This is a genomic window from Sulfitobacter noctilucae (assembly GCF_000622365.1).
Taxonomy (GTDB): domain Bacteria; phylum Pseudomonadota; class Alphaproteobacteria; order Rhodobacterales; family Rhodobacteraceae; genus Sulfitobacter; species Sulfitobacter noctilucae.
Map to the genome: position 1 here is coordinate 1814867 of NZ_JASC01000014.1, position 25101 is coordinate 1839967.

The following is a 25101-nucleotide window of genomic DNA, read 5'->3' on the forward strand; positions in this document are numbered from 1 at the left end:
GCTCCATGCCGGTGCGGGCACGGAGCGCCTGTGTGTTGCAGTTCGCTTATTCTGCGAACAGAACCTCAGCCGCGGCCAGACCATCAGTCATCATCTGCTGCGTGCCTTCGGGGCCCATGTTGATCGGCGCGCCCTGCACGGCGTTCTTCACAATTTCCGCAATCTCGTCAGATTTGACGGCTTCGGCCATTGCGGCGGAAATTGCTGCAACCGCAGCCGGATCAGTGCCGCCTGTCATCGCCAGAAAGAACACCGGGTCGACAAATGCATTCACGCCGCTTTCGACAAAGGTCTTCACCTCTGGCGCATAGCTGAGGCGCGACTGGTTTGCGGAAGCGATCACTTTCATGTCGCCGGATTCCAGATAGGGCACGTGCTCACCCGAGCCGAAGCCCGCCAACACCTGACCACCCAGGATCAGTTTCATCACTTCGGCCCCGCCATCTGCGGTGACAAGGTTGAACTCCGCGTCCTTGACCCGGCTGGTGGCTTTCATCATCAGCACCTGAGGAGGTGCCATCGTAGCCAACGGCAGGCCGCCTTGCTTTTTGGCGTAGGCAATCATGCCATCAAGGTCATCAAACGGTGCGTCTTTGCTGGCCACCAGCGCCAATTCCGCTTTGGCGATTGTACCAAGATAGTCAAAGCTGGTCGTGTCGAAGGGCAGCTGATCGCCGCGCTGGACCAATTGTACCAGGACCGGAATGCTCACCCCCATGCCGATGGTCTGACCGTTTGGCGGCATTTGCGACAGGCCGGTGAACATAGCGACACCGCCGCCACCGGGTTTGTTTTCCACGATAATGTTCCAGCCGGTATTGTCGGCCATCACCTTGCCCAGAATACGGCCCATCGTGTCCGTGGACCCGCCGGCCCCAAAACCGATCTGGATTGTCAGCGGCCCATCCGGTGCCCAGTCCTGCGCCATCGCAGGTCCGCTCAATGCCATCATGGCTCCCGCTGCAAAGGCGAGTAATTTTGTCTTCAGTTTCATGGTGGTTCCTCCCTTATTTTCAGTCTGTCGTGCCTATTTGGATTGTTCAACTTCGAGCCGTTTGACCGCCCGTTCGCGCAATCCCGCGACCTGATCCAGCAACCCTTGTGGGTCAACAAAGACATTCGGCTCGCCATCCTTGCGCATCTCGTGCTGTTTGCGATTCTCGTCCAGTCCAGCCGAAAAGCCATGCGTTGTCAGATGCACTTTGACGGGTTTATCCTCAGCCTCGACCAGCGCGCGCACGCGGTCAACACTTTCGATATAGGCCTCTACCTGTGACGGACCTTCGATAGCATTCAAGCCAAGCCCCCCGATGGTGATTGCGCGAAACGTATCATCACCGTCCTGTACGTCATACAGATACGAGGCCGTCCCCCACGTATGACCCGGCGTCTCTACCACGGTAAAGGTATTACCGCCCAAAGTGATCTCGTCCCCGTCGGCGACCACGATTTCCGGTTCGATCATATTCCAAGCACGCGGGCCGCCCTGAGATTCCGCAGCGGATGCCAAGGCCTCATCCCAACCTGTCTGCGTCATCACAAATTGCGCATTGGGCAGCACCTCTTTCAGTGACGCCGCCCCGCCCACATGGTCAAAATGGCCATGTGTCATCAGAACATATTTGATATCCGCAAAGTCAGTGCCGGTTTTAGCGATATTATCGACAATCATCTTCTGAAAAGGCCCATAGGCGGTGTCGATCAAGACAGCGCCCTCTTCGGTGTGGATCAACCATGCCGACACCCAGCAGATGCCGATGTAGTCCACGTTGTCAAAAGGTTGCCAAGGCGCGACCGCCTGATCGGCTGGCGTGTTCAGCCATTTGCCCAAATCCTGGGGCATCTTACCGCTTTGGCCAAACTTGATGAAGCTCTGCATGATCTGTCCGGAAGGACAGCCTTCAAACATCGATTCAGCCGAAGCAGAGCCAGCCGCGCCAAACGCCAAGAGAGCCGCCGCGCAGACACCATTTGTGAATTTCTGAGTAAACCTTGTCATTCTATATCCTCCCTAAGATTTTTTTTCACATCCGGGATCAGTTTCCCCGGATTCATAATATCAAGCGGGTCCAATGCCGCTTTGATCCTGCGCATAATTGCCAGTTGCGCGGGCTCTTTGAGATCTCGCATGACCGGCAGTTTGCTTTGCCCGATGCCGTGCTCGGCACTGAAGGATCCGTTTAACTCGGTCAGCTTGGCAAAAACCTGGTCCTTGGCAGCCTCAAGCGGCAGATCACCCCATGTTTCACCTGCGGCTGCAGAGAGCGCATAGTGCAAGTTGCCATCGCCCAGATGCCCTACGGTCAAAGGTTGAAACCCAAGTGCGGCCATCACCGGATCCATTGCCTCGACAAAGGGGGCGATATGCGCGAGCGGCAGCGAGATATCCAAATGATAGGCCGGACCATTGTCGGTGATCGATTCCAGAATGCGCTCGCGCATTTGCCAAAGATTGCCGCGCTGCTGCTCGGATTGGGCTAACATGGCATCCAGCACCAGACCTTCTTCCATCAGCTCGCCTAAAAGTGCCATCACCTCGCCTTCAAGCCGGATGCTGCCATCCTCCAAAGGCTCGCCGTCGCGGGGGCGGGACGAGGCAACCTCGACCAGGATACCTGTGGGCGCGTCCTCATCCAAAGGGCGGCGCGTTTCGGGAAAGACCTGACAAATCACATCGATCGCTGCCTTGGGCATATACTCGAACGCGACGACCGCACCGCCGGTGTGATCTTGCAACCGGTTCAACACTTGTATCGCCGTGTCGAGCGACGGCACCGATAGAAAGGCCGTGGACCGTGCCCGCGGCTCGGGAAACAGCTTGAACACGGCGGCGGTGATGATGCCCAGCGTGCCCTCCGCCCCGATCAGCAGGTCCTTTAGATCGTATCCCGTGTTGTCCTTGCGCAAACCCGTTAGCGCATTGATCACTGATCCATCGGGCATGACCGCTTCGATCCCCACACACAATTCGCGCGTGGTCCCATAGCGCACTACGTTAGAGCCCCCCGCATTGGTCGAAAGGTTGCCCCCGATTGTGCAACTGCCCTTCGCGCCGAACATCAGCGGGAAGATCAATTGATGCTCCAATGCCGCCGCTTGCAGCTTTTCGAGCACCACGCCGGCTTCTGCGGTAACTGTTCGGCCGGCCGGATCCAACGTCCGTACGGCATTCATACGGGTCAGGGACAGCACAATGGAAGATTGGCCAACAAGTGGAACGCCGCCGCCACACAAACCGGTGCGTCCGCCCTGAGGCACAACCGCTATGCCCTCAGCCGCGCAAAGCTTGACCACTTCGGCAACCTGTGCAGTCGATCCGGGTCGCACCACGGCCAACGCGGGGGCGCTGTACTGCCCCGTCCAGTCCTCAAGATACCCGGCGACATCGCTCGCTTGGGTCAGTACATGTGCCGCCCCGACAATGCTGCAAAGCGTATCGGATAGCGACGCGAAATCTGCAGCGGCCTGCTGTAAGGTCATGTTCCCCTCCCCCGGCGGCAACGCTGTCGACGCGCCGCATCGCGCCTGCGATGAAACTACCATCCAACATGGTAGATATATCTGTCAAGCACCATCTACCATGTCAGATGTTCTTGCGATACGATCCCGAAAAACGCCCCGCCGAGCAGCAAGGACCCGCATGAATGCAACCCGTCGAGCATCCTAAATCGCTGAATGAAGTCACCGCCGATAAGATTCGGAACGCGATTGTCGAAGGTGAACTGGCCCTGGGGGCAAAGCTGTCAGAGCAGCGGCTGGCCGATCTGCTGGGGGTCAGTCGTTCGCCCGTGCGCGATGCGCTTGCCGCTTTGCAGGCAGAAGGTCTTGTGGTGATCTCGCCCAAGCGCGGGTCGTTTGTTTTTACGCCCGATTCGCATGTGGTTGATGAGCTTTGCGAACATCGTGTGATCTTGGAAACCGCAGCCGTGCGCCTTGGCATCACACGCAACCCGTCAGAGCTGACCCGACAATTGGCAGCGTCTTGCGATGCCATGCAGTCGGCGTTGGACGCCGGTGATCCCCACGGGTACACGCGTGCCGATCACCAGTTTCACAACGCCATTATTGAATCAGCAGACAATCGAGCGCTGGCCAAATCATATGTCCTTATGATTTCCCCGCTTAAAGCGTTGCGCACACATCTGTTCACGATCATGACCGAAAACACCGACCGTTCGCTGAGTGAACACCACCTTGTGCTTAATGCCGTCAGGGACAAAGATCCCGACCGAGCTATCAGCCTACTATCCGCACATGTCGGACATCTGGCCGAAGCGTTCCGCGCTAATTTGTCGACTTCTCAAGACGGTAAAATCAGCCCAGCGACGTTAGAAGCATGATGCGTGCACCGGCATTGAGACTTCAAGGGCTCACTGCGGCCTGGGGCAAGCAAACCCCTGCGTTGCACGGCATATTGCTGATGTGCCTCTCCACCGTTGCTTTTTCGATCATGCACGGGTTGGTGCGCTATGTGTCGGAGGGACTACCGCCCTTCCAGATCGCATTCTTTCGCAACATCTTCGGGCTCGCCTTTCTGATGCCGCTGCTTATGCGGTCGCGCTTCACGGTCCTGCGCACCCGCCGGATCGGGCTTCATGCGCTGCGCGGCATCGTGAACATCGTGGCCATGCTGATGTTCTTTACCGCCCTGTCTATGTCGCCCCTCGCCAAAGTCACAGCACTCAGCTTTACCGCGCCCATCTTCATGGCCGTGCTCGCCGTACTGGTACTGGGCGAACGCTTTCGCCTCTACCGCTGGATGGCCATTGCGCTGGGTTTCCTCGGCATGTTGATCATCCTGCGCCCGGGTCTTGTGGCGCTCGACACAGGTGCCCTGCTGGTTCTGGGGTCTGCTGCCCTGTGGGCCGTGGCCATGGTCATTATCAAAGTGCTGTCGCGCACAGAATCGAGCCTGACCATTGTGGCCTATATGGGCATCTTCCTTGGCGTGTTTTCTATCTTTCCGGCGCTTTGGGTTTGGGAGCCTTTCGGGCTGCAAACCCTCGGCTGGTTGGTCCTGATCGGCCTGTTCGGCACCATTGCGCAGATGGCGCTCAGCCAATCGCTGAAAGAGACGGACCCAACCGCCTTGATGCCCTTCGACTTTCTGAAACTCATCTGGACCGCGTTGATCGGCGCATGGTTCTTCGCCGAAATCCCCGACATCTATACCTGGGTCGGCGCGGCAGTGATTTTCTCTTCGGGATTGTTCATTGCTCTGCGCGAACGCCGCAGCGCACGGCGGGCCGTGATCGAACCGATTGTCCCTCCGCCCGGCTAGACACTGGCCATTGCTGCCTAATTATTAGGCAGCGCGGCGCATTGGCAGGCAGTCCAGCACGTTTAAAGGCGGCCATGCTGGAAGTGCCAGAAACGCTCTGACAGACTTTGCGCAATCGCATCTGCCGATTTGCTGCAACTGAACTGGATTGTGCCATCAACGCGCCTCTGCCCCATCCGCTTTGTCCGCTGACGCCCGCGCCCCCGCGCGCGCGTGGGGAGGCTGTTGTATCTGCAAAGCAGCGCGGCGCAGGCTCGGTCATAGACGAATTGCGGCAGGCCGGATCGCTGAAACTGGTGTTTCCCCGCCCCGCTACTCATGCGCTCGACGCGGTGATCGTCAACACCGCAGGGGGCGTCACAGGCGGCGACCGCTTTAGCCTGACGGCGACAGCACAGGCTGGCACCGCGCTTCACCTGACGACACAAGCCGCCGAACGTGCCTACCGCGCGGAACCCGGCGAACCAGGCCGGATCACGACCAGACTAGCCGCCGAGGCAGGGGCATCAGTACACTGGTTGCCGCAGGAAACCATCCTGTTTCAGGGTGCAAACCTTGAACGCCGCTTGTCTGTTGATCTGGCTGCCGACGCCCGCCTGCTCCTTTGTGAACCACTGGTTTTTGGGCGCAGGGCGATGGGGGAAACCCTTAACACTGCACGGTTCAATGACCGCATCGAAGTCCGGCGGAACGGTCAACTGCACGTCCTTGATGCGACCCGCATGAGCGGCGATATCGCCGCCCATCTGGCGCGCCGCGACATCGCAAATGGTGCGGCTGCCCTCGCCTTTGTTCTCTATATTGCGCCGGATGCCGAAGCGCATCTCGCCCCGGTCCGCGCCCTGCTTGGCCCTAACTCCGGCGCCAGCTTGCTGCATCCCGATACCCTCGTGATCCGCGCGTTGGCCGAAGACAGCTTTGTGCTGCGCCAATCCCTGATCCCCGTCCTGACGCAGCTGTCAGGCGGCCCCCTGCCCCGACCCTGGATGATCTGACATGAACCTGACCCCCCGTGAAAAAGACAAACTACTGGTGGCGCTGGCCGCCGAAGTGGCCCGGAAACGGCTGGCCCGCGGCGTGAAGCTGAACCACCCCGAGGCCATCGCCCTGATCACCGACGCGGTGGTCGAAGGCGCGCGCGATGGTCGGTCCGTGGCCGACATGATGGAGGCCGGCGCTCAAGTCATCACCCGCGATCAATGCATGGAGGGCATCCCCGAGATGATCCACGACGTGCAGGTCGAAGCGACCTTTCCCGATGGCACCAAGCTGGTGACCGTCCACAACCCCATCCGCTGATACAACCAGGAGCCTCAGATGAAACTTGCCCTCCCCATCCTTTTGCTCACCGCAATGCCGGCACTCGCCCACCCCGGCATACACATCCACCCGCATGACGGGACGGACTGGACCATTCTTTACGGCGCGATGGCTCTTATCGCCGTGGTGGGCGGGGTCGCCGTTTCGCGTATGTGGTTTCGCAGATGATCCCTGGAGAACTCTTTCCCGCGACTGGTGAGATACAGCTGAACCCTGAGCGCAGCGCGGTGACGATGATGGTCGCCAATACTGGCGACAGACCCGTGCAGGTCGGCTCACATTACCATTTCGCCGAAGCCAATACCGCGCTGGATTTCGATCGCGCCGCCACCCGTGGCATGCGTTTGGATATCGCCGCAGGCACTGCCGTGCGGTTTGAACCCGGCCAGCGCCGTGAGGTCAGCCTCATTCCTTTCGCCGGAAGCCGTAAGGTCTTTGGCTTCAATGCAACTGTGATGGGAGACCTCTAATGCCCGCCTCCATCTCCCGCCGCGATTATGCCGCCATGTTCGGCCCCACTGTGGGCGACAAGCTGCGCCTTGCTGACACCGATCTGATCATCGAGGTCGAGCGTGACCTGACTGCCGAACTGGCGGGTGCCGCGCAATCGGGTGGCACAGGCGGTAACGCGCTGTCTTACGGTGAAGAGGTGAAGTTCGGCGGCGGCAAGGTGATCCGCGACGGCATGGGCCAGTCGCAGGCCACCCGCGCTGAGGGCGCTGTCGATACTGTTATTACCAACGCGCTGATTGTAGACCATTCGGGCATCTACAAGGCTGACGTGGGTCTCAAGGACGGGCGCATCCACAAGATCGGAAAGGCAGGTAACCCCGATACACAACCGGGCGTCAATATCATCATCGGTCCCGGCACCGAAGCCATTGCGGGCGAGGGCCGCATCCTGACGGCAGGTGGCTTTGACTCACACATCCACTTCATTTGCCCCCAGCAGATTGAGGACGCGCTGCACTCCGGCCTGACCACCATGCTGGGCGGCGGCACTGGCCCCGCGCATGGCACGCTCGCCACCACCTGCACACCGGGACCTTGGCACATCGGACGGATGCTGCAATCGGCGGATGCCTTTCCGATGAACCTTGCTTTTGCGGGCAAGGGCAACGCATCGCTGCCCGCAGCCCTTGAGGAACAGATCAACGCCGGGGCCTGTGCCCTGAAACTGCACGAGGATTGGGGCACCACCCCTGCCGCCATCGACTGCTGCCTGACGGTGGCCGATGCTATGGACGTGCAGGTGATGATCCATACCGATACGCTTAACGAATCCGGCTTTGTCGAGAACACGGTCGCGGCGATGAAAGGCCGCACTATCCACGCCTTCCACACCGAAGGCGCGGGCGGCGGCCATGCGCCCGACATCATCAAGATCTGCGGCGAGGAACATGTGCTGCCGTCCTCCACCAACCCCACGCGCCCCTTCACGGTGAACACGCTGGAAGAGCACCTCGACATGCTGATGGTCTGTCACCACCTTGATAAATCCATCCCCGAAGACGTGGCCTTCGCCGAAAGCCGCATCCGCCGCGAGACGATTGCCGCCGAGGATATCCTCCACGACATGGGTGCCTTTTCGATCATCGCATCCGACAGCCAGGCGATGGGACGTGCGGGCGAGGTGCTGATCCGCACTTGGCAGACTGCCGACAAGATGAAGAAACAGCGCGGGCGTTTGCCCGAGGAAACCGGCGAGAACGACAATTTCCGCGTGCGCCGCTATATCGCGAAATACACCATCAATCCGGCCATCGCCCACGGTCTCAGCCGCGAGATCGGCAGCATCGAGGAAGGCAAGCGCGCCGATCTGGTGCTGTGGAACCCCGCGTTCTTTGGCGTGAAGCCCGAAATGGTCCTGATGGGCGGCACCATCGTGATGGCCCAGATGGGTGATCCGAATGCGTCTATTCCCACGCCGCAGCCGGTCTATTCACGGCCGATGTTCGGGGCCTTTGGCCGCTCGGTAGAACATTCCGCCGTGACATTTGTGTCGGAGGCCGCACAAGCCGCAGGCATCGGGGCCAGTCTTGGTCTGGCCAAGCAGACCATCGCGGTGGAAAACACCCGCGGCATCGGCAAACGCGACCTGATCCTGAACGACGCCCTGCCGGTGGTCGAGGTGAACCCCGAGACCTACGAAGTGCGCGCAGACGGCGAATTGCTGACCTGCGAACCCGCCGAAGTGTTGCCGATGGCGCAGCGCTATTTCATGTTCTGAGGCTCCGATATGACCCAACCCATCACCCAGACCCCCATTTGCCAGACCATCGTCCACGACCATCATCCCGATGATACCGTGACCCTTACCTACGACGACCGTTTTCTGCGCCGCAAGGTGCTGACCTCGGACAGCGGTACGCAGTTCACCGTTGATCTGGAGCAGACCACATCGCTGAACAACGGCGATGCCTTCGTGCTGCCCGATGGCCGCAAGATCGGCGTGCGTCCGGCACCGGAAGCCCTGCTCGAGATCACCGGCCAAGACCTTGTGCGGCTGGCTTGGCACATCGGCAACCGCCATATGCCCTGTCAAGTCGAACCCACCCGCCTGCTGATCCAGCGCGATCATGTGATCCGCGACATGCTGGGCAAACTGGGGGCCACCCTGCGCGAGGTTGATGAACCTTTCACGCCCGAAGGCGGCGCATATGGCCACGGACGCACCCACAGCCATGCCCACTGACGCCCATATCCTGACGCTGGCGCAATGGTTTTCGCCCGCCTATCCGGTGGGGGCATTCAGCTATTCACACGGGCTCGAAGCCGCAGCCGAGGCGGGCGATGTGACGGACGCGACCAGCCTCCACCGCTGGATCGCGGATGTGCTGCGCTTTGGGACGGGGCACGCGGACGCATTGTTCATCGCCGCCGCCTATCACGCGCCGGACAACACGGCGCTTGACGAAATCAACGCCACCGCCCGCGCCTTTGCGCCCTCCGCCGAGCGGCTGCGCGAGACGGACCTGCAAGGGGCTGCGTTCTGCAAGATCACCGCCGAGGTTTGGGACACACAAACTACCGCAATGGCCTATCCTGTTGCCGTGGGCCATGCTGCCCGCGTGCACGGCATGCCGCTGGCGCTGACCACGTCGATCTACTTGCACGCCTTTGCCGCTAATCTCGTCGCCGCTGGTCAGCGGCTGGCCCCCGTGGGCCAATCGCAGGCACAAAAGATCACCCGCGCCCTCGCGCTGCTGTGCCTTGAGATCGCGCAGGACACAGGGGACGGCGATCTCGGCCGCCTCACCTCAACCGCATACCTGACCGACATTGCGTCGATGCATCACGAAACCAAATACGCAAGGATATTTCAAACATGACACGCATGAACGGCCCTTTGCGCATCGGAATCGGTGGCCCTGTGGGCGCGGGCAAAACCACGCTGACCGCCGCCCTGTGCGAAGCTTTTCGTGACACCCATTCGATGGGCGTCATTACCAATGACATTTACACCCAGGAAGACGCCGAAGCGCTGATGCGGATGCAGGTGTTGCCGCAGGACCGCGTGATCGGCGTGGAAACCGGCGGTTGCCCGCATACGGCGATCCGCGAGGATGCTTCAATCAATCTGGCCGCTGTGGCGCAGATAGTAGAGCGGCACCCTGAGGTGGAAATCCTGCTAATCGAAAGCGGTGGCGACAACCTGTCGGCGACGTTTTCACCGGAGCTTGCGGACCTCACGATCTATGTCATCGACGTGGCGGCGGGCGAAGAGATTCCGCGCAAGGGTGGCCCGGCGATCACACGGTCCGACATTCTGGTGATCAACAAGACCGATCTGGCCCCCTACGTCGGTGCGGATCTGTCAGTGATGGAACGGGACGCGAACAAGATGCGCGGCACGCGGCCTTTCATATTCACCAACCTGCGCGCGCGCGAGGGGGTTCAAGCGGTGCGCGACCTGATCTGCGAGATTGGGGCTGTGGGCGAAGGGATCAAGACGCCCGCTTAGGCCGCCGCAAACTCTCGCAAAACCGAACCTGCATTCACTTCCGTCCGCTTGCCGCTGCGCATCGACAGCTTGCCGTTGACCAGCACATGCGCGATGCCGGACGCATAGCGGCGGGGATGTTTGGCCGTGGCGTTGCTGGCAATCGCGGCTTTGTCGAAGACGCAAATATCGGCGTGATACCCTACTTTCAGCACGCCCCGTTCCTTGATGCCCAGCCGCGCCGCGGGAATCGAGGTGATCTTGGCGATGCCCTGCGCCAGCGTCAGCACGCCCCGGTCGCGCACATAATATTGCAAGAACCGCGCCGCCCAGCCGTAACCCGACAGCGAGCCAATATGATCCTTGAGGATGCCGTCATTGGCGATCGCCACCGTGTCGGAGATCACCGCGGAGGCGTCCTGCTGCAAGCATAGGTCCACGTCCGAATTGCGAAAGGACTTCGACGACCACATGCAGGCCATCATCGCCTCGCCTTCCTCCAACAGAATATCCAGGACCGCGTCATAGGGATGGCAATTGCGCATGCGACCAATCTCGGCAAAGTCCATGCCGACGATGTCTTTGTTCACCGTGGCATTCAGCAGCACGATATCCGACCACCGCTCGGCCTTGACGATCAGCCACATGGGCTGCGGGTTCGCCTTGATCCGCTCTCGGTCTTCGGGGTTAGCCAGCCGTTTCATCACCTCGTCCACGCCGCCCGCCTGCGCCCATTTCGGCAGGATCGCCGCCATCAGCGTGTGGTTCCAGTCGTGGGGGATCACGTCGAACGCGATGTCACAGTCAAACCGTCGCGCCATCTCGATCATCTCGAGCGTGTGATCCATTGCATAATCGGGCGCGCCGTACTTGGGCTGGATATGGCTGATCTGCAGCTTTGCCCCTGATTGCCGCGCGGTGGCGATCGCCTCGGCAAAGCCCAGATCATAATGCGTGTCGCGGTTACGCACATGGGTTGCGTAAAGCCGCCCGTGCGAAGCTGCAACTTCGCACATAGGCACAAGATGTTCGGGTGCCGCCATGATGCCGGGGAAATACTCCAGCCCGGATGAAAAGCCGCCCGCGCCTTCATCCATGCACTGATCGACCAGCCGTGCCATATCGGCGACTTCCTCGGGCTCTCCGGCCCGCAATTCACCACCGACAACAGCGCGGTGGATGGTGCCATGCCCGACAAAGGCCATGACGTTTACGCCCAGATCAGTGTCATCCAGCACGTCCAGATATTCACCAAACCCCAGCCAGTTTTTGTGCTTCGCGTCCCCTGTATGCCACGGAGCCACCATCTTGATCGCATCATGGCTGACCACGGGCGCGCAGGAAATGCCGCATTGCCCGATGACCTCGGTTGTGACCCCCTGATGCACCTGGCTCTCGGCGCGACCATCGGCGATCAGGGTGAAATCGGAATGGGTGTGCATGTCCACGAACCCCGGCGCAATGGTCAGGCCTGACACATCGATCACCTCGGCGGCACGGGCTTCGTTGATCTGACCCTGCGCTGCAATCTCGACAATCCGCCCGTCCTTTATGGCAACATCCCCGACAAAACCGTCCGCTCCCGTGCCATCAAAAACCTCGCCATTCTTCAGGATCAGATCGAACATGTGAAAGACTCCTTACAAAGCGGGGCCATACAGCCAGTTGGGCAGGATCGTCGCAATCTCGGGGAAGGCGATCAGGATCAGCATGCCAATGATATAGGCTCCGATGAAAGGCAGCACGGCGACCGATATCCGCTCGATCGAGATGCCGGATATACGCGCCGCCACCGTCAGGTTCGCGCCAAGGGGAGGCGTCAGAAAACCGATCTCACAGGTGATTACGGTAAAGATGCCGAACATCACGGGGTCAATCCCGAGGGACAGCGCCAACGGCAGAAACACGGCCGTGAACAGCACGATCTGCGCAAGACTTTCCATGAACGTCCCGATGAAGATGTAGAAGACACCGATTAGCAGCAGCACCAGATATTTGTTCGTGGTGATCGAAGTGATCCCTTCCTGCACCGCTGCTGGCACATCGTAGAACGCAGTCAGTTGTCCGAACGCCAGCGTTGGTGTCAGCAGGATCAGGATACCCGTCAGCAAGGCGGTGAACCGCAGCGCCTCGATCAGCTTCTTCAGCGTAAGCTCGCGGTAGACGAACATGCCGACAAAGAGCGCATAGAACACCGCAACCCCGGCAGCTTCGGTCGGGGTAAAGGCCCCACCATAAATGCCGCCTAGGATCAGAACAGGCGCACCGATGGACCATTTGCCATCCCATGCCGCCCGCAGGAACGGCCCCCACGAAAACGGATCGCCATTGCCGCCATAGCCGCGCCGCCGCGCGATGATATAGGTCGTGATCATCAAAAGCATCGTGACCATGAAACCGGGCAGAACGCCCGCGAGGAACAGGCGGGGGATCGAAGTCTCAGACACTAAGCCGTAGATAATCAACAGGTTCGACGGCGGGATGAGACTGCCCAGCGCCCCCGCGCTCGCCGTGATCGAAGCGGCGAAAGGCACGTCATACCCTTCGCGCTTCATTGCGGGCACCGTAACAGAACCGATGGCAGCGGTGGTCGCAGGGCCGGAACCGGAAAGAGCCGCGAAAAGCATGCAGGCAAAGACCGTTACCAGCCCCATCGAACCGCGGTAGGCCCCTACCAGATTGGTCGCGATGGAGATCATCCGGTTGGCCATGCCGCCCACTTCCATCAGCCGCCCGGCCAGAACGAACAACGGAATCGTCAGAAGCGGAAAGGGTGTCAGGCTGCCGTATCCCGTCTGCGCGATGAGCGTATAGGGAATGTCGATCATGTAGATGGCCAGCGCCGTGGTCAGGCCCACCGCGACAAACAGCGGGATGCCCATGATTGTTAGCACCACAAAGGCGATGGCGAGAATGGCAAGCGGACTCATATGTGGGCCTCGTCTTCTGGCGCATCGCCGGTTTCGGCCAGCATCCCCGGAAGGCCTTCGGCGCCGTCATGCCACCAGGTGATATAGGTCTGGATAAGCCGGATCAGCATCAGCCCATACCCGATGATCAGGATCGTTTGCGGATAGAACTGGTTGATGCCAAGGCTGGGCGAGGTTTCAGGAAAGCGCCAGAAGATGTAGAGATAGTCCCAGCTGACCCGCAGCATAAAGATGCAAAACCCTGCCCACATCGCATCCGCCAAAAAGATCACAAAGCGGCCAAACCGCGTCGGCAACGCCTGCACCGCGACCATGATGCGGATGTGAAACCGTTCACGCACACAGAGGGCCGCGCCGGTATAGACTGCCCAGACCATCGCCATCGAGGCGGTTTCCTCGGTCCAGTGCAGCGCCACCTGAAAGACGTAGCGTGCAATGACCTGAGCAAATACCGCGACCGCGATGATCACCAGACAGGTGCAGCAGATCAGTTCTTCAAAGTGTCGTTCCAGCCATCTGAGGGCTTTCATGGCTGTATCCTTTCGTTGGCGGGCATGAGAAAAGGGGGCGCAGCCGCCCCCTTCAAAATGCCCGCCGCTTAGTTCGCCGCGTCCTGGATGGCTTTGACCAACTCGACAAAGTCTTCGCCGCGCTGTTGTGCGAAATCCTCCTGCACACCCTTTGCCGCCTCTACGAAATCGGTCTTGTCCGGCGTGGTCATTGCCATACCGCCCTCGGACGCCAGCCAATCGCGCACTTCCTGCGTTTCAGTGGCCAGCTCTACTGCAAACTCTGCACCGGCATCTTTGGCCGCCCGCATGATCTGTTCACGCTGCTCGTCGCTCAGCTTTTTCATGAATGCATCAGATGCAAAAAGCGGTGCGAAAGACACGAAATGCTCAAGGATCACCAGATGCGGTTCAAACTCGTAAAACTTCATATCGCGGATGAACGACGTGCCATTGTCGCCCCCGTCCACCGTGCCGGTCTGCAAAGCCGTGGGCGTTTCGGACCAGGCCAGCGGCACGGGATTTGCCCCGAACGCCTCGAACGTCGCGATCATGACTTCATTCTTCGGCACACGAATTTTCAGCCCATCCATATCCGCCATGGTATTGACGGGCCGCACAGAATTGTAAAAGTCGCGGTACATAGCCGGACCAAAGGCCAATAGATGTACCGATGTATCGGCCTGCAGCTTGTCCTTCATTTGCTGACCCACCTCGCCATCCAGCACACGGGCAAGGTGATCGGCGTTCTGGAAGATATAGGGCAGCACGGTCACATCCATCAGCGGCCAATGCGGCGAGACGTTATTGGCGGTGATGAAAAACCCGTCCACCGTGCCAAGCTGCATCGCCTTGAACCCCTCATCCTCTGAAGAGATCTGGTTACAGCAGCGCAATTTCACATCGACGGCACCGTTCGTATACTCTTCGGCCTTGGCCTCGAAAATCTTGCCGAATCGGCCGTAGAGCGATTCTTCGGGCGCGCCAAAGCCCACGTTCATCGTGATATCAGCGGCCAATCCACCGCCCGCCGTCAGGGCAAATGCGAATGCCGATGCGGTCACAGTCTTGAAATTAAGGTGTTTCATAGGGGACTCCATGTTGATTGGTTGTTTTTGTCCAATACTTGCACATCGCATTTTCCAAGTACACTTTTTTCACGATGTAAAGATGCGCTAGGGCAGTCTTTGATTGGGCCTTGCCCCTCAGTTAGATATCCCGCGTACCTGCCTGTTTCGCGCTTGCTGGACCACCATCGTCACTTCGGTGCTGATCCTTACCCTTGCCGCCCCGCGCAACCCGGCGATCCTCCAATACTCCAGCCAACGCACATAGTCTTCGGGCGCGCTCCCATAAGTTCCTCAAGCGTGCCCGGGATCTGCAGCATGTTACGCATGGTCATCCAATAGGAGGTGGTTTGTTACATCCCGCCCCTGTCACCGCTGATTGTGATGACTGCACCTTACAGTCTTATGGCACTATCGATCGCGCAGGCCTCGATCCTAAAATACCGCTGATCTGGTGGGGCGCGATGCGCCGGTTCACGCCAGGCACCCGCAAGGAAAGCGCCACAGCCCGCAAAGCACCGCTTTCTCTTTTTGGCCTTATATACCGAAGAACGCCCTCACACCGCGCCCGTCATTGGCAAGGGCTTCCCGCCGCGCCCCACAGGTCCACGTCCGCTGCGATCTGCGCGACACTCCCGGGCGGCACCGATCGCCCCGGACCCGGCGCAAATCCCCAAGCCACGAAGGCAGAGGTTTCCAGATGTACGACCAAATCGGCAATATCGCTGCCATCATTTCGCTCTGGATCACGCAATTGCGCACAAACGGATGCGCTGTCCTCGCCCAGCCAATCCATCTCGACGGGGGGCAGACGCCAGGCATCATCAATTTGCGCAGGTGCGGGCGACGCCACATTCCGTCCTTCGGCTGTCACATGGCAGGTCCGGCAGGGCATGCTTTCTGCGCCGATGCGGCTCCCGTCCGCCTTGACGCCCATGCCGTGCGGCGTGCCTGCTTTATAGTGCAGCCCTTCCCACATCGGCTCCTGCTGCGCGCCCACATGGCAATTTGTACAACGCGGATGCGACGCCACAGCATATATCCGCTCCCAGGCCGCCAATCCCTCTTCGCGGGTCACGGTCTGCGCATGGGCACCGGCCCCCGCGAAGAGCAAAGCGAAGAGCAGCCCCCTCATAGAAAATTCACCTCTTTGGAGAACGGCAACTGCCTGATCCGCTTGCCTGTCGCTGCAAAAATCGCATTGCCCAACGCCGGTGCCGCAGGGGGCACACCCGGCTCGCCGATCCCCTTGATCTTGGGACCATTCTCTAACCCGCGCACCTCGATCACCGGGACCTGGTGCAACCGCATCCCCTCGAAGACGTGGTAGTTATCCTGCTGAGCCACGCCGCCATCATAGGTCAGCTCGCAATTCATTGCATGACCCAGCCCCCAGATCACACCACCGGACAGCTGCGCTTCAAAGTTCACCGGATCCAGCACCCGGCCCACTTCCGCCGCCACAAAAACCTTGTCGATGCGGATGGCTCCATCAACATCCGTCACCTCGACAACCTCTGCTACCGGCACACCAAATGCTAGTGTGAAGGCGAGGCCGCGTCCGCGCCCGGTGCCCAGATCACTTCCCCAATCCGACATCTCGGCCACCGCTTCCAACACCTTGCGCGACAGATCATGGTTGCACAGGCGCAACCGCTCTGCCATCGGGTCAGCCCCCGCTGCGTGGCACAATTCATCCATGAAACTTTCGTGCATGAACCCGTTGCCCGACGCCCCGACAGAGCGCCACGAGCTGATCGGCACCATCGCAGGCACGCGGTATCCGGTCACACGATAGTCGGGCACGGCAAAGGGCTGATCCCACGCGCCCGCGACAATGGCCACATCGGGGCCCATCGCAGGTTGGCCCCAGCGCGCGAGCGATGATTCCGCCACCGAAGGTGCCGCGATCGCCAGATCAAATGCCGCGACTTTGCCCTCAGCCACAGCACCGCGCGCCCGCGATATGGCCAGCGGGCGGGGAAAATCATGGGTCATGTCTTCTTCGCGCTGCCACACCATCTGCACAGGCGTTCCCGGCATCTGCACCGCAATCTCAACGGCCTGGCGCACATAGTCATCCTCCAGCCGCCGCCCGAAACTACCTCCGGACATCAGCACATGGATATGCACATTTTCAGCGTCCAGGCCGCTCAATTCCGCCGCGCCATCCTGCATAAACCGCGGGATCTGCGTGCCGGTCCAGATGTCCAGCCGGCCTTCTCCGAAAAGCGCCACAACACTCATCGGCTCGAGCGGGGCATGGGCCAGATAGGGAATGCGGTACTCCGCCTCAAACACGGTGTCGGCAGCGTCCAGCGCCGCCTCCACATCACCTTCGTCCTTGAACCGGCTGTCCTGACGCTCTTTGACGAATGACGCCGCCACTTCGGCAAATTGTGCCTCCGTATTGCCGATATAGGGCGCATCGCCCCAGTCGCAGACCACGGCCTGTGCCGCCTGAAAGGCACGCCATGTGTTATCGGCCACCACTGCAATGCCATCTGTAATAGGAAGGACAGCCTGCACGCCGCGCATGGTCTCCGCTTCACTGGCATCAAACCCCAGAATACCGCCGCCCAGCGCCGGGTTGGTGCGCGTGGTCGCATGCACCATACCATCCATCCGCAGATCAATCCCGTAGTCCTGTGTACCGGTCGACTTTGCGACGATATCAGTGCGTTGATGCGGTTTGCCCAATACGCGCCAGCTGGCAGGATCGCGCAGCGCCACGTCCTCGACCACCGGCGTTTTCGCAGCAATCGCGGCCAGATCGATATAGGCAATCCGTGTCCCATCGGGCAGAACAACCGCGCCTGCATCTGTTTTCAGCTCTGCCACATCCAACCCGGTTTGCGCTGCTGCTGCGGCCTTCAGCGTTTCGCGGGCCACGGCCCCGGCGCTGCGCAAGCGGTCGTACATATCGGGCACTGTTGTTGAGCCGCCGGTAAGTTGCAGCCCCATGATCTTGCTCACCACATCCGCGCCGCCGCGCCCTGCACGGGCCAAAGTGGTCTCGGATGTAGCGGCGATCGGCACACCTTCGGCCGCGACAACGCCGTTGTAATAGGCGGCAGAGGGCGGTCCGGGTTCGATACGGACCGCCTCAAGATCGACATCCAGCTCCTCGGCAATCAGATGGGCCTGCACCGAATAGGCACCCTGCCCCACATCCGCGCGTGGCGTAATCAGCGTCACTGCCTCGCTGTCGATTTTCACATAAGGATTAAAGGTCGCCGCGCCGGGCTCAAGCCCTGCTTCAAGCGGGTTCTCCACCTCGCGTTTATACAGATAGGTGCCAAAGGCGACACCGCCGACAATCGCCGCCGATCCCACCAAAAAGCTGCGCCGCGCAATGGTTTTTACCCGCCCCATGCTCAGACCCCCTGCAAGCGGCTGGCCGCCGTTTTCACCGCAGCCCGGATACGCGGGTAACTGCCGCAACGACACAGATTCCCGCTCATCGCGGCATCAATCTGGGCGTCATCGGGCTCGGGGTTCAGATCCAGAAAAGACGCCGCCTGCATGATCTGTCCGGACTGGCAGTAGCCACATTGCGCCACCTGATGTTCAATCCAGGCCGCCTGCACCGCGTGCAGTGCCTGCGGCGTCCCCAGCCCTTCGATGGTGGTGACTTCGCCATCCACATCTGCGGCAGCCAATTGGCAGGACCGGACCGAAATACCGTCTACATGCACCGTGCAGGCTCCGCATTGCGCGATCCCGCAACCGTATTTCGGCCCTGTGATGCCCAGCTCGTCGCGCAAGACCCACAAAAGCGGCATGTCGTCTTCGACATCGACCTCATGTTCGGTTCCGTTGACGGTCAATTTCATGGCGCTGCTCCTCGCTGAACTCTTGGTTCAGTCTAGAGCCGCGCCAGTGTCAGACAAGGCAAACCTTGGGGAAGGGGTGCCCGCCCCGCCGCCAGTCGCCTTAAAACTCTACAACGGCGCGGATGCTCTTGCCCTCGTGCATCAAATCGAAACCGTGGTTGATCTCGTCCAGCGTCAGTTTATGCGTGATCATCGGGTCAATCTCGATCTTGCCGTTCATGTACCAGTCCACGATCTGCGGCACATCGGTGCGCCCCTTGGCCCCGCCAAAGGCCGTACCGCGCCAGACGCGGCCCGTGACCAACTGGAAAGGCCGAGTGGAGATTTCAGCACCCGCCGGGGCCACACCGATAATGATGCTCTCGCCCCAGCCTTTGTGCGCACATTCCAGCGCGTCGCGCATGACCTTGGTGTTGCCCGTGGCGTCAAACGAATAATCCGCGCCGCCCTTGGTCAGTTCGACCAGATGCGCCACCAGATCACCGTCAACCTTGGTGGGATTTACGAAATCAGTCATGCCGAAATATCTGCCGGTCTCCTCCTTATCGTCGTTCAAATCAACGCCGACAATCTGGTCCGCCCCTGCAAGGCGCAGGCCCTGTATGACGTTCAGACCAATACCGCCTAGACCGAACACCACGCAGCGCGCACCGATCTCGACCTTGGCGGTATTGATGACAGCACCGATGCCCGTGGTGACGCCGCAACCAATATAGCAGATCTTGTCAAACGGTGCGTCCTTGCGCACCTTTGCCAGCGCGATTTCGGGCACGACGGTATGATTGGCAAAGGTCGAACAGCCCATGTAGTGATGAATAGGCGTGCCATCCAGCATGGAGAAGCGCGTCGTCCCATCGGGCAACTGACCGCGCCCTTGGGTGATACGGATCGCCTGACACAAGTTGGTTTTGCCAGAGAGACAATATTCGCACTCGCGGCATTCAGGTGTGTAGAGCGGGATGACGTGATCGCCGGGTTCCAGCGTGGTCACACCCTCGCCCACTTCCAGCACAATGCCTGCACCCTCGTGACCCAGGATCGCGGGAAAGATGCCTTCGGGGTCGTCGCCCGAGCGGGTGAATTCATCCGTGTGGCACAGACCCGTCGCCTTGATCTCGACCAAAACCTCGCCGCGCTTGGGGCCTTCGAGGTTGACCTCCATGATTTCAAGCGGTTTTCCGGCTTCAACGGCGACGGCGGCGCGGGTCTTCATCATGGGTCACTCTCCTTTGTTTGTTGACCTCAAGTGGCCTTAGCACCGGCGCCTTGTCAACGCCCGATTGGCCTAACCTTCGCAGGTTTCGGCGACGTAAGACCACCGCTTGCCCGCATCAAGACAGGCGTCTATCGCCATGCTTTCACGCGACTTTACCCAAAAGACCGCGGCGATGAATGCGATCCCGATCGCAAAGAAAAGGCGCAGTTTTATCACCGGAGCATGGCCTTGCCCATTGGGCCAAAGGCCACCGGCGTTACATCCGTCCAACCCAGCTTGGCAAGATGATAGAGCACAGAGGCACCCACACCTCTGCCCCCGATAACAACATCCCTATCGTGCGTATTCATGGCGAGGCTCCCCTGACTGATGGGTCACAGAAAACAATCGCGCCCCATACGCGTCAAGGTCGATTCCCGACAGTAGATGTCCCAAAAGGCCCCTCGACGCATGCTCCGACACAATACGGCGGGAAGCCTTGATAAAGGGTGAGAGACAGCTAAATGAGAATAAGTCGCAAGTGCATTGACAATACCCCGCCAGCCTTGCAACGCTTGCAACATGCCATTTTCGGGAGCTATCCATGCCGTTCCGCACCACCACTGCCCTCTTGACCAGCATCTTCGTTTTGTCTGGCACGCTGACCGCCGCCGCGCAGGACCGGCTGAAAGTGGTCACGACCTTTACCGTCCTGGCCGATATGGCGGCAAATGTGGCCGGTGACGCCGCCGATGTTGTTTCAATCACCAAACCGGGTGCCGAAATCCACGGATACGAGCCGACTCCGCAAGATATCGTGCGCGCCTATGACGCCGATCTGATCTTGTGGAATGGCATGAACCTCGAGCTGTGGTTCGAGCAGTTTCTGAGCAATCTGGGCGATATTCCCGCAGCCACGCTCAGCGACGGGGTCGACCCGATCTCAATCGCCGCTGGCAGCTATACAGGCAAACCAAATCCCCACGCCTGGATGGGTCTGGATAATGCGCAGATCTACATTGATAATATTGAGAGCGCGCTGTCCGAAAACGACCCTGACAACGCCGCGACCTATGCGAGCAACGCCGCCGCGTACAAAGAAGAACTGCGCGCGACGCTGGAGCCGTTGCGCGAGGCCATCGCTGATGTAGCCGAAGACCAGCGTTGGCTGGTGACCTGCGAAGGCGCGTTCAGCTATCTGGCCCGCGACATGGGGCTGCGCGAACTGTACCTCTGGCCGATGAACGCCGATCAGGTCGGCACACCCCAGCAGGTGCGCGCGGTCATCGACGGTGTGCGGGACAACGACATTCCGGTGGTGTTCTGCGAAAGCACCGTCAACACCGCCCCCGCCGAACAGGTCGCCCGCGAGACCGGTGCCGCCTATGGCGGGGTGCTTTATGTGGACAGCCTGAGTGGCGAGGATGGCCCGGTGCCCACCTATTTGGACCTGCTCCGCGTCACCACAACCACCGTGACCGATGGGCTGACCGGCAAGGCAAACGGAGCGATGAACTGATGAACAAGGTTGGAGCCGTATGAAACACGACCACCCCGCCACAACAGAGGCCGAGCAGGTGGGTCTGACGGCACGGGATGTGACCGTGACCTACCGCAATGGCCATACAGCCCTGTGGGACGCTAGTTTCGACATTCCGCGCGGCACAGTCACGGCCTTGGTCGGCATCAACGGTGCGGGTAAATCCACCCTGTTTAAATCCATTATGGGCTTTGTGCCCGTGGCCAAAGGCGACATTCGCATTCTGGGCATGGAGGTGAAAGAGGCTCTCGCCCGCAACCTCGTGGCCTATGTCCCGCAAGCCGAAGAGGTCGATTGGGCCTTTCCGGTCCTCGTCGAAGACGTGGTCATGATGGGCCGCTACGGTCACATGGGGTTCTTTCGCCGCCCGCGTCAGGCCGATCACGATGCCGTTGATCAGGCGTTGCGGCGCGTGAACATGCAAGACTTCCGCGACCGCCAGATCGGAGAACTGTCAGGCGGCCAGCGCAAGCGGGTATTTCTGGCGCGCGCTTTGGCACAAGACGGTCAAGTGATCCTACTCGACGAGCCCTTTACCGGCGTCGATGTCACCACCGAGGAGCAGATTGTCGCCCTGCTGCAAGAACTGCGCGCCGAGGGCAGGGTGATGCTGGTCTCGACCCACAACCTCGGGTCGGTCCCCGAATTCTGCGATCGCTGTATTCTGGTCAAAGGCACCGTGCTGGCCCACGGCCCAACGGAGAACACCTTTACCCGCGAGAATCTGGAGCAGGCCTTTGGCGGTGTGCTGCGCCACTTCACACTGGGCGGCGATGCGCTGCACGATGACGAGGACGCCCGCGCCGTGACCATCTTTACCGATGATGAACGCCCCTTCGTGCAATATGGCGACAAAACCCAACGCACAGACCGGGGCACATGATGGAGGTGCTGCTTCAGCCCTTTGCCTACGGGTATATGGTGAACGCTATGTGGGTGTCGGCGCTGGTCGGCGGCGTCTGCGCGTTTCTGTCGTGTTATCTGATGCTTAAAGGCTGGTCGCTGATCGGCGATGCACTGTCCCACTCGGTTGTGCTCGGCGTGGCGGGGGCTTATATTCTGGGCCTTCCCTTCGCGCTTGGGGCCTTTGTCGCGGGCGGTCTAGCCGCAGGTGCGATGCTGTTTCTGTCCGAGCGGTCAGGCTTGAAAGTCGATGTGATCATCGGGCTGATCTTTACGTCCTTCTTTGGTCTGGGCCTGTTCATCGTGTCGATCAACCCGATGTCGGTCTCTGTCCAAACCATCACCATGGGCAACATTCTGGCCATCACGCCCGAAGACACCCTGCAACTCGCGCTCATCGGCTTTGTGTCCCTCGCCGTACTGCTGGCCAAGTGGAAAGACCTGATGGTCACCTTCTTTGATGAAAACCACGCCCGCACCATCGGTTTGCGCCCCGGTTTGCTTAAAGCGGTGTTTTTTGTGCTGCTGTCGGCATCGGTTGTGGCAGCGATGCAGACTGTGGGGGCTTTCTTGGTCATCGCGATGGTCGTCACGCCGGGGGCCACGGCCTACCTACTGTGTGACCGTTTTCCCCGCTTGATCATCACCTCCGTCGCCATCGGCACGTTGACCAGCTTCGTCGGTTCCTACGCCAGTTTCTTTCTGGACGGGGCGACGGGCGGCATCATCGTGGTGCTGCAAACACTGATCTTCCTGACTGCCTTTGTCTTTGCCCCCAAGCACGGGCTGCTGGCCGCACGCGCCAGATCCCGCCGCGCCTTGCGCGACGGGCCACAGCACCGCGAGGCAATCTGATGGACATTGAGACGCTTACCCTGCCCTTCCGCTTTCCCTTCATGCAGAACGCTTTTCTGATTTGCATCATCGTGTCGGTTCCCACGGCCTTGCTGTCGTGCTTTCTGGTGCTGAAAGGCTGGGCACTGATGGGCGACGCGGTTAGTCATGCGGTACTGCCGGGGATCGTGCTGGCTTATATTCTGGGCCTACCGCTGATCATCGGGGCCTTCGTTGCCGGGATGACTTGCGCGGTCGCCACAGGCTATCTAGCAACGAACTCCCGCGTGAAACAGGACACGGTGATGGGGGTCGTTTTCTCGGGCATGTTCGGCCTTGGCATTGTGCTTTATGTCTCGATCGAGACGAACGCGCACCTTGATCACATTCTCTTTGGCAACATGCTGGGCGTGGACGCGGGCGAGTTGTGGACCGCCGGCATCATCGCCCTGATCGTCGGAGGGGCCTTGGTGCTGAAATGGCGCGACTGGCTGCTACACAGCTTTGATCCCGCACAGGCTCAGGCTTCCGGCCTATGGGTGAACTGGCTGCACTACGGGATGCTGGCAGCCCTCTCGCTGACCATTGTGGCGACCCTGTCGGCGGCGGGTTTGATCCTTGCCATCGGCCTGCTGATTGCACCGGGGGCAATTGCGTTCCTGCTTGTACGCACTTTCCGCTCGATGCTGTGGGTGTCTGTGCTGATCTGCATGGCCTCGATGTTGGGGGGCACCTATGCCAGTTTCTTTCTGGACAGTGCCCCTGCCCCCACGATCATCCTCATCCTGACGGCGGTGTTTCTGGTCGCCTTTGTGCGGCGGCAGGTGCAGACACGGCGCATGTCGGCGCGGATGGTGGCGGGGGAATAAGAGCCCCCCCTTTTGCGACCGCCCCCACCCCGCGAGAACTTGATTAGACAAATTTGAACCGCCCAAATACGGTTTTCGAACACTTATCCTGAGTGCTGCAAAGCGCGCAGCTGCGGGAAAAACTCTGGCAATATATAGAAAAGTTGACCCAATGGCTGAATTTTCCGACCTCACTGCCCTCTTCATCAACACATCATTGAAGCGCGAACCGACGGAGAGCCATACCAAACTGCTGATGAACGCATCGGCAAGTATCATGCAAGAGCAAGGCATATCGGTGGAGCATCTGCATATGCTTAGCCATCAAATCCCGCCAGGCGTCTACCCTGATATGACGGAGCATGGCTGGGACAGCGACGATTGGCCCGAGGTGTGGAAGAAAGTGCTCAAGGCCGATATTCTGGTGATCGGAACCCCGCTGTGGCTGGGCGAGGAATCCTCGGTGTGCCGCATCCTGATAGAACGTCTTTATGGCATGTCCGGCGAGCTGAATGACAAAGGGCAATCGGTCTTCTACGGCAAGACGTCGGGATGCGTCGTCACAGGTAACGAAGACGGGATAAAACATGCCGCGATGACGATTGGCTACGCGATGAGCCATCTGGGCTATACCATTCCCCCTCAAGCTGACTGCGGCTGGATCGGTGAAGCGGGCCCGGGCCCTTCCTATGGTGACAAGAAGGATGATGGTGGCCGCATTGGATTTGACAACGAATTTACGCAACGCAACACCACAATCATGACATGGAACCTGATGCATCTTGCGCGCATGCTGAAAACTGCGGGCGGATACCCCAACGAAGGCAATGATCGCAACGCTTGGGACGCAGGTGCACGCTTTGGCTATGAGAACCCGGAATATCGTAGCTGACGA

General features: G+C 59.9%; 27 protein-coding genes. 15 read left to right on the top strand and 12 right to left on the bottom strand.

The window, feature by feature from the left end:
• Positions 1 to 46 precede the first annotated feature (46 nt).
• Genes Z945_RS0118945 through Z945_RS0118955 form a run of 3 tightly spaced genes read right to left on the bottom strand, consistent with a single transcriptional unit; the run spans position 47 to position 3480 of the window.
• Positions 47 to 994 (bottom strand): Bug family tripartite tricarboxylate transporter substrate binding protein, encoded by a 948-nt coding sequence (locus tag Z945_RS0118945; protein WP_025053661.1) that lies wholly within the window; start codon positions 992 to 994, stop codon positions 47 to 49.
• A gap of 33 nt (positions 995 to 1027) precedes the next feature.
• Positions 1028 to 1999, bottom strand: a complete 972-nt coding sequence (locus Z945_RS0118950; RefSeq protein WP_025053662.1) for an MBL fold metallo-hydrolase — start codon at positions 1997 to 1999, stop codon at positions 1028 to 1030.
• Complete coding sequence (locus Z945_RS0118955) at positions 1996 to 3480, bottom strand: FAD-binding oxidoreductase (protein WP_025053663.1); 1485 nt, start codon at positions 3478 to 3480, stop codon at positions 1996 to 1998. The genes Z945_RS0118950 and Z945_RS0118955 overlap by 4 nt, the downstream gene beginning before the upstream one ends.
• Positions 3481 to 3644: 164 nt before the next feature.
• Here Z945_RS0118955 and Z945_RS19905 point away from each other — a divergent pair, with 164 nt between their 5' ends.
• The 10 genes from Z945_RS19905 to ureG all read left to right on the top strand — a co-directional run bounded on the left by Z945_RS19905 (position 3645) and on the right by ureG (position 10565).
• Positions 3645 to 4340: a GntR family transcriptional regulator gene (locus Z945_RS19905; RefSeq protein WP_025053664.1), complete on the top strand. Its 696-nt coding sequence runs from the start codon at positions 3645 to 3647 to the stop codon at positions 4338 to 4340.
• Positions 4340 to 5281: a DMT family transporter gene (locus Z945_RS0118965; protein ID WP_052862752.1), complete on the top strand. Its 942-nt coding sequence runs from the start codon at positions 4340 to 4342 to the stop codon at positions 5279 to 5281. The genes Z945_RS19905 and Z945_RS0118965 overlap by 1 nt, the downstream gene beginning before the upstream one ends.
• Before the next feature lie 107 nt (positions 5282 to 5388).
• Positions 5389 to 6276: an urease accessory protein UreD gene (locus Z945_RS0118970; RefSeq protein WP_241434535.1), complete on the top strand. Its 888-nt coding sequence runs from the start codon at positions 5389 to 5391 to the stop codon at positions 6274 to 6276.
• A 1-nt stretch (position 6277) separates the two neighbouring features.
• Positions 6278 to 6580: an urease subunit gamma gene (locus tag Z945_RS0118975; RefSeq protein ID WP_025053667.1), complete on the top strand. Its 303-nt coding sequence runs from the start codon at positions 6278 to 6280 to the stop codon at positions 6578 to 6580.
• Positions 6581 to 6598: 18 nt separating this feature from the next.
• Positions 6599 to 6769 (top strand): hypothetical protein, encoded by a 171-nt coding sequence (locus tag Z945_RS20745; protein WP_169736954.1) that lies wholly within the window; start codon positions 6599 to 6601, stop codon positions 6767 to 6769.
• Positions 6766 to 7071, top strand: a complete 306-nt coding sequence (locus tag Z945_RS0118985; RefSeq protein ID WP_025053668.1) for an urease subunit beta — start codon at positions 6766 to 6768, stop codon at positions 7069 to 7071. The genes Z945_RS20745 and Z945_RS0118985 overlap by 4 nt, the downstream gene beginning before the upstream one ends.
• Positions 7071 to 8831 (top strand): urease subunit alpha, encoded by a 1761-nt coding sequence (gene ureC, locus Z945_RS0118990; protein ID WP_025053669.1) that lies wholly within the window; start codon positions 7071 to 7073, stop codon positions 8829 to 8831. Before Z945_RS0118985 ends, ureC begins: the two co-directional genes overlap by 1 nt.
• A gap of 9 nt (positions 8832 to 8840) precedes the next feature.
• Positions 8841 to 9296: an urease accessory protein UreE gene (locus Z945_RS0118995; protein ID WP_025053670.1), complete on the top strand. Its 456-nt coding sequence runs from the start codon at positions 8841 to 8843 to the stop codon at positions 9294 to 9296.
• Positions 9262 to 9933 (top strand): urease accessory protein UreF, encoded by a 672-nt coding sequence (locus tag Z945_RS0119000; RefSeq protein ID WP_241434536.1) that lies wholly within the window; start codon positions 9262 to 9264, stop codon positions 9931 to 9933. The genes Z945_RS0118995 and Z945_RS0119000 overlap by 35 nt, the downstream gene beginning before the upstream one ends.
• Complete coding sequence (gene ureG / locus Z945_RS0119005; RefSeq protein ID WP_025053672.1) at positions 9930 to 10565, top strand: urease accessory protein UreG; 636 nt, start codon at positions 9930 to 9932, stop codon at positions 10563 to 10565. Before Z945_RS0119000 ends, ureG begins: the two co-directional genes overlap by 4 nt.
• On the opposite strand, the gene Z945_RS0119010 is transcribed toward ureG, so the two are convergent.
• The 9 genes from Z945_RS0119010 to Z945_RS20655 form a co-directional block, all read right to left on the bottom strand.
• Positions 10562 to 12172, bottom strand: coding sequence for an N-acyl-D-amino-acid deacylase family protein (locus tag Z945_RS0119010; protein WP_025053673.1), 1611 nt, complete (start codon positions 12170 to 12172; stop codon positions 10562 to 10564). The genes ureG and Z945_RS0119010 overlap by 4 nt on opposite strands.
• A 12-nt stretch (positions 12173 to 12184) precedes the next feature.
• Positions 12185 to 13474 (bottom strand): TRAP transporter large permease, encoded by a 1290-nt coding sequence (locus Z945_RS0119015; protein ID WP_025053674.1) that lies wholly within the window; start codon positions 13472 to 13474, stop codon positions 12185 to 12187.
• Positions 13471 to 14004 carry a TRAP transporter small permease gene (locus Z945_RS0119020; protein ID WP_025053675.1) on the bottom strand — a complete coding sequence of 178 codons (534 nt, stop codon included), beginning with the start codon at positions 14002 to 14004 and terminating at the stop codon, positions 13471 to 13473. The genes Z945_RS0119015 and Z945_RS0119020 overlap by 4 nt, the downstream gene beginning before the upstream one ends.
• 68 nt (positions 14005 to 14072) lie before the next feature.
• Complete coding sequence (locus Z945_RS0119025) at positions 14073 to 15071, bottom strand: TRAP transporter substrate-binding protein (protein WP_025053676.1); 999 nt, start codon at positions 15069 to 15071, stop codon at positions 14073 to 14075.
• 550 nt (positions 15072 to 15621) lie between these two features.
• Entirely contained in the window at positions 15622 to 16185 is a 564-nt protein-coding gene (locus Z945_RS0119030) for a hypothetical protein (protein WP_025053677.1), read from the bottom strand.
• Complete coding sequence (locus Z945_RS0119035) at positions 16182 to 18425, bottom strand: xanthine dehydrogenase family protein molybdopterin-binding subunit (RefSeq protein WP_025053678.1); 2244 nt, start codon at positions 18423 to 18425, stop codon at positions 16182 to 16184. The genes Z945_RS0119030 and Z945_RS0119035 overlap by 4 nt, the downstream gene beginning before the upstream one ends.
• A 2-nt stretch (positions 18426 to 18427) precedes the next feature.
• Positions 18428 to 18886: a (2Fe-2S)-binding protein gene (locus Z945_RS0119040; RefSeq protein WP_025053679.1), complete on the bottom strand. Its 459-nt coding sequence runs from the start codon at positions 18884 to 18886 to the stop codon at positions 18428 to 18430.
• A gap of 100 nt (positions 18887 to 18986) precedes the next feature.
• On the bottom strand, positions 18987 to 20099 hold the full coding sequence (locus Z945_RS0119045; protein WP_025053680.1) for an S-(hydroxymethyl)glutathione dehydrogenase/class III alcohol dehydrogenase: 1113 nt from the start codon (positions 20097 to 20099) through the stop codon (positions 18987 to 18989).
• Between the two features lie 215 nt (positions 20100 to 20314).
• A complete protein-coding gene (locus Z945_RS20655; protein WP_161634105.1) occupies positions 20315 to 20452 on the bottom strand; it encodes a hypothetical protein in 138 nt (45 codons plus the stop codon).
• Positions 20453 to 20685: 233 nt separating this feature from the next.
• Here Z945_RS20655 and Z945_RS0119060 point away from each other — a divergent pair, with 233 nt between their 5' ends.
• The 5 genes from Z945_RS0119060 to Z945_RS0119080 all read left to right on the top strand — a co-directional run bounded on the left by Z945_RS0119060 (position 20686) and on the right by Z945_RS0119080 (position 25098).
• On the top strand, positions 20686 to 21600 hold the full coding sequence (locus Z945_RS0119060) for a metal ABC transporter substrate-binding protein (protein WP_025053681.1): 915 nt from the start codon (positions 20686 to 20688) through the stop codon (positions 21598 to 21600).
• 19 nt (positions 21601 to 21619) lie between these two features.
• Positions 21620 to 22504, top strand: a complete 885-nt coding sequence (locus tag Z945_RS0119065; protein WP_025053682.1) for a manganese/iron ABC transporter ATP-binding protein — start codon at positions 21620 to 21622, stop codon at positions 22502 to 22504.
• Positions 22504 to 23379 (top strand): metal ABC transporter permease, encoded by an 876-nt coding sequence (locus Z945_RS0119070; RefSeq protein WP_025053683.1) that lies wholly within the window; start codon positions 22504 to 22506, stop codon positions 23377 to 23379. The genes Z945_RS0119065 and Z945_RS0119070 overlap by 1 nt, the downstream gene beginning before the upstream one ends.
• Positions 23379 to 24227: a metal ABC transporter permease gene (locus Z945_RS0119075; protein WP_025053684.1), complete on the top strand. Its 849-nt coding sequence runs from the start codon at positions 23379 to 23381 to the stop codon at positions 24225 to 24227. The genes Z945_RS0119070 and Z945_RS0119075 overlap by 1 nt, the downstream gene beginning before the upstream one ends.
• A gap of 151 nt (positions 24228 to 24378) precedes the next feature.
• Positions 24379 to 25098, top strand: a complete 720-nt coding sequence (locus Z945_RS0119080; RefSeq protein WP_025053685.1) for a flavodoxin family protein — start codon at positions 24379 to 24381, stop codon at positions 25096 to 25098.
• Positions 25099 to 25101: the final 3 nt, after the last annotated feature.